Source organism: Agathobaculum sp. (assembly GCF_050946325.1).
In the GTDB taxonomy this organism is placed as follows: Bacteria; Bacillota; Clostridia; order Oscillospirales; family Butyricicoccaceae; genus Agathobaculum.
Window position 1 is genome coordinate 1 of sequence record NZ_JBMNUP010000140.1, and the last position, 5,058, is coordinate 5,058.

The following is a 5,058-nucleotide window of genomic DNA, read 5'->3' on the forward strand; positions in this document are numbered from 1 at the left end:
GCAAAAAATGCGCTGATTTTTGCGCGATGGTGTCTGTTTGCGGCAATTATCGGCGTGGTGGTCGGCGTAGTGGGCGCAGTGTTTCATCATGCGCTGGAATGGGCGGGACAAATGCGGGAGCAAAACGCCTGGATGCTGTATTTTCTGCCAGGAGCCGGTTTGTTCATTGCATACTGGTATCATTTCTTTGATATGCCGCTGGAGCGGGGCACCAATTTTATTTTGACATCGGTGCGGGAAAATCATCCCGTTCGCCTGCGGCTGGCGCCGAGTATTTTTATTACCTCGGTAGCGACGCACCTGTTCGGCGGCTCGGCTGGCCGCGAGGGCGCGGCGCTGCAGCTTGGCGGTGCGATTTCGGGCAATATCGGCCACTGGATGCACCTGGATGATAAGGATTCCCGCACGATTACGATGTGCGGCATGGCGGCGGGTTTTGCGGCGCTGTTTGGCACACCGCTGGCGGCCAGCGTGTTTGCTATGGAGGTTGTCAGCGTAGGGGTGATGTACTATGCGGCGCTGTTCCCGTGCATTCTGGCTTCGGTTATCGCAAACTGGGTGGCGCTGCAGCTCGGCGGTGAAGCGACGCGCTTTGCCGTCTCCGGCATACCGCAGGCGGCGGATGCGCTGCTGCTTGTCAAGCTGACGCTGTTTGGCGTGGCGTGTGCGGTCCTGTCGGCTGTTGTGTGCATTGTGTTTCATAAAATCGGGCATCTGTTTAACCATTATATATCGGATCAGTATGTCCGCATTGCAGTGGGCGGCGCGGTGGTTGTGCTGCTGTCGGTTCTGCTGGGCACGCGCGCCTATAATGGCGCGGGCGTTGCGATGATTGAGCGCGCCTGTGCGGGAGAAGCCCCCCCAGCAGCATTTTTTATCAAGCTGGTCATGACGGCGGTTACAATCGGCGTGGGATATAAAGGCGGGGAAATCGTACCGGTGCTGTTTATTGGTGCGACCTTCGGCGCGGCCTATGGCGGCTTTTTCGGCCTTGCACCGTCGTTTGCGGCGGGGCTGGGGATGGTCGCTGTATTTTGCGGGGTGACCAATTCGCCGCTGACCTCTATTCTGCTGGCCTATGAGCTGTTTGGCGGGCAAAGTCTTGCTCTGTTTGCGCTGGTCATATCCATCTCCTATATGCTCAGCGGTTATTACGGGCTGTACAGTGAACAGAAAATTCTATATTCTAAAATGCGGCCGCAGTTTATCGACCGAAAGACGAAGTGAGAGGGGTTTGTCGATGCAGAATTTCAAAGGCGCAATTTTTGATATGGACGGAACGCTGCTTGACTCCATGCCGGTGTGGCATCGGCTGACGCAGAATTACCTGGCGCAGTTTGGCGTACACATCTCGGACGAGGACTATGCCAGAACGGAGGGGTTTTCCCAGCCGGAGGTTGCGCAGTATTTTATAGACCGCTATCCGGTGCTGCCAATGGATGCACAGGGGCTGATGGACGGTATGGACCGGCTGATTGAAGCGCGGTATGCGGCGATTGCCAGGCCAAAGGACGGTGTGCTCGGCTTTCTGAATGCGCTGCGGGCGCGCGGCGTTAAAATGGCGGTCGCAACGCTGACCGCGCGGCGTCATGCGGAAAAGGCGCTGCGGGACAGGGATATGCTGGATTATTTTGCATTTATGCTTACGATTGAAGATGTCGGCGTATCCAAACATGAGCCGGATATCTATCTGCATACTGCTGAGCGTCTGGGACTTGCGCCGGAAGAGTGCGTTGTGTTTGAGGACGCCCCCTATGCCTGCACAACGGCGAAAAGGGCGGGATTCCGTGTATGCGGCATGGCAGAGCCGGCCTATGCGGCGGGAGAAGCGGAGGCGCGCGCCGCAAGCGACTGTTTTGTGGAACACTCCTTTGACGAATTGTATGGAAAACTGTTATAAAAGTATTGCGCTATAAATAGGGATGCGTTATACTATAAAGTGGAAATAAATCTACGGCTGCGCTGGACAAACTCCGGCGCGGCTTCGTTTTCGTTAGGGGATGGTACTTTGGAAGAACAAAACAAAATGGGAACGGCCAAGATGGGTCCGCTGATCTTCTCTATGGCATTGCCGGCGATGATCTCGATGCTGATCAATGCGCTGTACAATATTGTGGACAGCATCTTTGTGGCGCAGTATTCACAAAGCGCGCTGGCGGCGGTATCGCTGGTGTTCCCGCTGCAATCGCTGGTCATTGCAATCGGCGTGGGCACCGGCGTGGGCGTAAATTCGCTGATTGCCCGTCGGCTGGGCGAAAAACGGCAGCTTCACGCGGAATCCGCGGCAGAACACGGCCTGGCGCTGTCTGTGATTGGCGGATTGGTGTTTTTGCTGATCGGATTTGTGCTGGCAAATCCTTTCCTTGCGGCGTTCAAGCCGGGGGAGGAGATATTGACGCAGGCGCAGCAGTATTCGCACATTGCGGTGGGACTGAGCATTTTCGTTATGATTTCGATGATGTGTGAAAAGATTCAGCAGTCAACCGGCAACATGATCATCCCAATGGTACAGGGGCTGGTCGGTGCAATTGTCAATATCATTCTGGACCCGCTGATGATCTTCGGCATCGGGCCGTTTCCGGAAATGGGCGTACAGGGCGCGGCGCTTGCTACGGTCATCGGCCAGATCATCGGTATGCTGATCGGTCTGTGGGGCGCGTTTTTCCATCAGAAGATTCTGAAACTCAATATGCGTCAGTTCAAGTGGCGCGTACAGACCGTGCGGGATATTTACCGCGTCGGCCTGCCGGGCATTGTGATGCAGAGCGTGGTTTCGGTGATGACGGCAGGACTCAACCGTATTCTGATTGATTTTTCGCAGATCGCGGTCAATGTGCTTGGTATCTATTTCAAACTCCAGACCTTTGTGTTCATGCCGGTGTTCGGCCTCAACCAGGGCGCGCTGCCGGTTATGGGATACAACTATGGCGCGCGCAATAAAAAACGCCTGTTTGGAGCTTATAAAATCTCACTGGCTGCGGCTTTTGTCATCATGACTGTTGGTCTGGTGATCTTCCAGACGATGACAGATAATATGCTGATGCTGTTTGTTGACCGCACGGACGCAGTGGCTGCGCAGGAGATGCTGGCGGTTGGCGTGCCGGCGCTCAAAACCATTAGCTGGTCGTTTATCGGTGCGGCATTCGGTATTATTAATTCTACGCTGTTTCAGGCAACAGCGCGCGGCATGAACAGCCTGATCGTGTCAGTCTGCCGTCAGCTGGTCATCATCTTGCCGGCGGCGTGGCTGCTGGGACGATGGATGGGACTGCATGCAATCTGGTATGCTTTCCCGATTGCAGAGGTTGTCTCCTTTGCCATTTCGTATGTGCTGCTGTGGAAGGAATACCGCAGTGAATTGCAGTATCTGGGTATGGAAAAGGCCGGTAAGGAGGGTAAGGCATGAAGCGGATTGCAAGCTTTGAAGTTAATCACGATAAACTGAAGCCGGGGATGTATACTTCGCGGGTCGATGGCGATATCACGACCTATGATATCCGGATGGTCTATCCCAATGCAGGCACTTATATTGACCCTGCGGCGGGACACACGTTTGAACATCTGTTTGCGACCTTTGCCCGCAATTCCGCATGGGCGGATAAGGTAATTTACTGCGGCCCGATGGGCTGCCAGACCGGTTTTTACTTCCTTGTGCGCGATATGCAGCCGGCGGATGCAATCCTGCTGGTGCAGCAAACGATGGACTTTGTCGCCGCTTACGAAGGGGAGATTCCGGGTGCAAGCCGCGTGGAATGCGGCAACTGCAAACTGCATGATCTGGCGGGAGCCAAGGTGCTGGCGGCCTCGATGATTCCGGTGCTACGCGGCTGGACAGAAGAAAATCTGGTATATGAAAAATAATGCTTGCAATTTTGATAATGCTGTGTTATCATAATTTTACGACTGTAAGAGAAATTGTATGATTTCCCGTGGAAAGAGGTGAAACAACATGAAACAGGGCATCCATCCCGAGTACAAGCAGACCACGATCCGCTGTGCCTGCGGCAATGTCATTGAGACCGGCTCCACTAAGGAGAATATCGTCGTTGACGTTTGCTCCAAGTGCCACCCCTTCTTCACGGGTAAGCAGAAGCTGGTAGACACCGGCGGACGTGTTGATCGCTTCAAGAAGCGTTTCAATCTGGATAAGTAACTCAGGAAAGCCATCGAAACGAGTGTTCGATGGCTTTTTTGTCGAAACAGACACGGAAGGGAGGAACCAAGATGACCGAAAATCAACTGGAACAGCAGGTGGAGCGCGCGGTGCTGGTGGGCCTGTCCTGCCCCGGCTTTACGGCCGCGCAGGGCGCGGACGAGCGCACCATGGACGAGCTGCGTGCGCTGGCGGAAACCGCGGGCGCACAGGCGGTTGCCATGACGCTGCAGCGCCGTCCTGCACCGGATGCGCGCACCTTCATCGGTGAGGGCAAAGCGGAGGAGGTCAAAGCGCTGGCAGAGGCCAACGACGCCACCTTGATTTTATTTGACAACGAACTGTCTCCCTCGCAGATGCGCAGTCTGGAAGAGATGACCGGACGCACCGTGCTGGACCGTTCGGCGCTGATTCTGGATATATTTGCGCAGCGCGCCCGCACGGGCGAGGGTAAATTGCAGGTTGAGCTGGCGCAGTACCAGTATATCCTGCCGCGGCTGTCCGGCATGTGGACGCACCTTGTGCGCCAGACGGCGGGCGGCGGCAAAAGCCCGATCGGCACGCGCGGACCGGGCGAAACCCAGCTTGAGACCGACCGCCGTCATATCCGCCGTCGGATCGACAAGCTCAAGAGCGACCTGGAGCAGGTGCGGCAGGTGCGTGCGGTGCAGCGCCGCCAGCGCAAAAAAACCGAGCTGCCCATGGTCGCGATTGTCGGCTATACCAATGCAGGCAAGTCCACATTGCTCAATACGCTGACCGGTGCGAATATTGAGGCGAATGACCGCCTGTTTGATACGCTGGACCCGACCACGCGCAAAAAGCGTATTTCGGATACGCAGGAGATCCTGCTCAGCGATACGGTCGGCTTTATCCGCAAGCTGCCGCATCATCTGGTGTCGGCG

The 5,058-nt window shown here is 55.7% G+C and carries 6 protein-coding genes; all 6 read left to right on the plus strand.

Translation table 11 applies throughout. The features are described from left to right. Positions 1–1,227 (plus strand): chloride channel protein (locus ACOYIE_RS09250; RefSeq protein WP_433412554.1); only part of this gene is annotated, 1,227 nt, incomplete at its 5' end. A 13-nt stretch (positions 1,228–1,240) separates the two neighbouring features. Then, positions 1,241–1,900, plus strand: a complete 660-nt coding sequence (locus ACOYIE_RS09255; RefSeq protein ID WP_433412556.1) for an HAD family hydrolase — start codon at positions 1,241–1,243, stop codon at positions 1,898–1,900. Between the two features lie 108 nt (positions 1,901–2,008). Beyond that, complete coding sequence (locus ACOYIE_RS09260; RefSeq protein ID WP_433412558.1) at positions 2,009–3,406, plus strand: MATE family efflux transporter; 1,398 nt, start codon at positions 2,009–2,011, stop codon at positions 3,404–3,406. After that, positions 3,403–3,861 (plus strand): S-ribosylhomocysteine lyase, encoded by a 459-nt coding sequence (locus ACOYIE_RS09265; protein ID WP_433412560.1) that lies wholly within the window; start codon positions 3,403–3,405, stop codon positions 3,859–3,861. Before ACOYIE_RS09260 ends, ACOYIE_RS09265 begins: the two co-directional genes overlap by 4 nt. A gap of 88 nt (positions 3,862–3,949) precedes the next feature. Further along, positions 3,950–4,153, plus strand: a complete 204-nt coding sequence (gene rpmE / locus ACOYIE_RS09270) for a 50S ribosomal protein L31 (RefSeq protein WP_031475830.1) — start codon at positions 3,950–3,952, stop codon at positions 4,151–4,153. 71 nt (positions 4,154–4,224) lie between these two features. Further along, positions 4,225–5,058, plus strand: an 834-nt coding sequence (hflX, locus tag ACOYIE_RS09275) for a GTPase HflX (RefSeq protein ID WP_433412562.1), incomplete at its 3' end; no start/stop codon positions are given.

Bases quoted from the DNA above. Each gene is read 5' to 3' on its own strand.
- ACOYIE_RS09255 (WP_433412556.1), top strand. From the start codon at position 1,241: ATGCAGAATTTCAAAGGCGCAATTTTTGATATGGACGGAACGCTGCTT.
- ACOYIE_RS09265 (WP_433412560.1), top strand. From the start codon at position 3,403: ATGAAGCGGATTGCAAGCTTTGAAGTTAATCACGATAAACTGAAGCCG.
- rpmE (WP_031475830.1), top strand. From the start codon at position 3,950: ATGAAACAGGGCATCCATCCCGAGTACAAGCAGACCACGATCCGCTGT.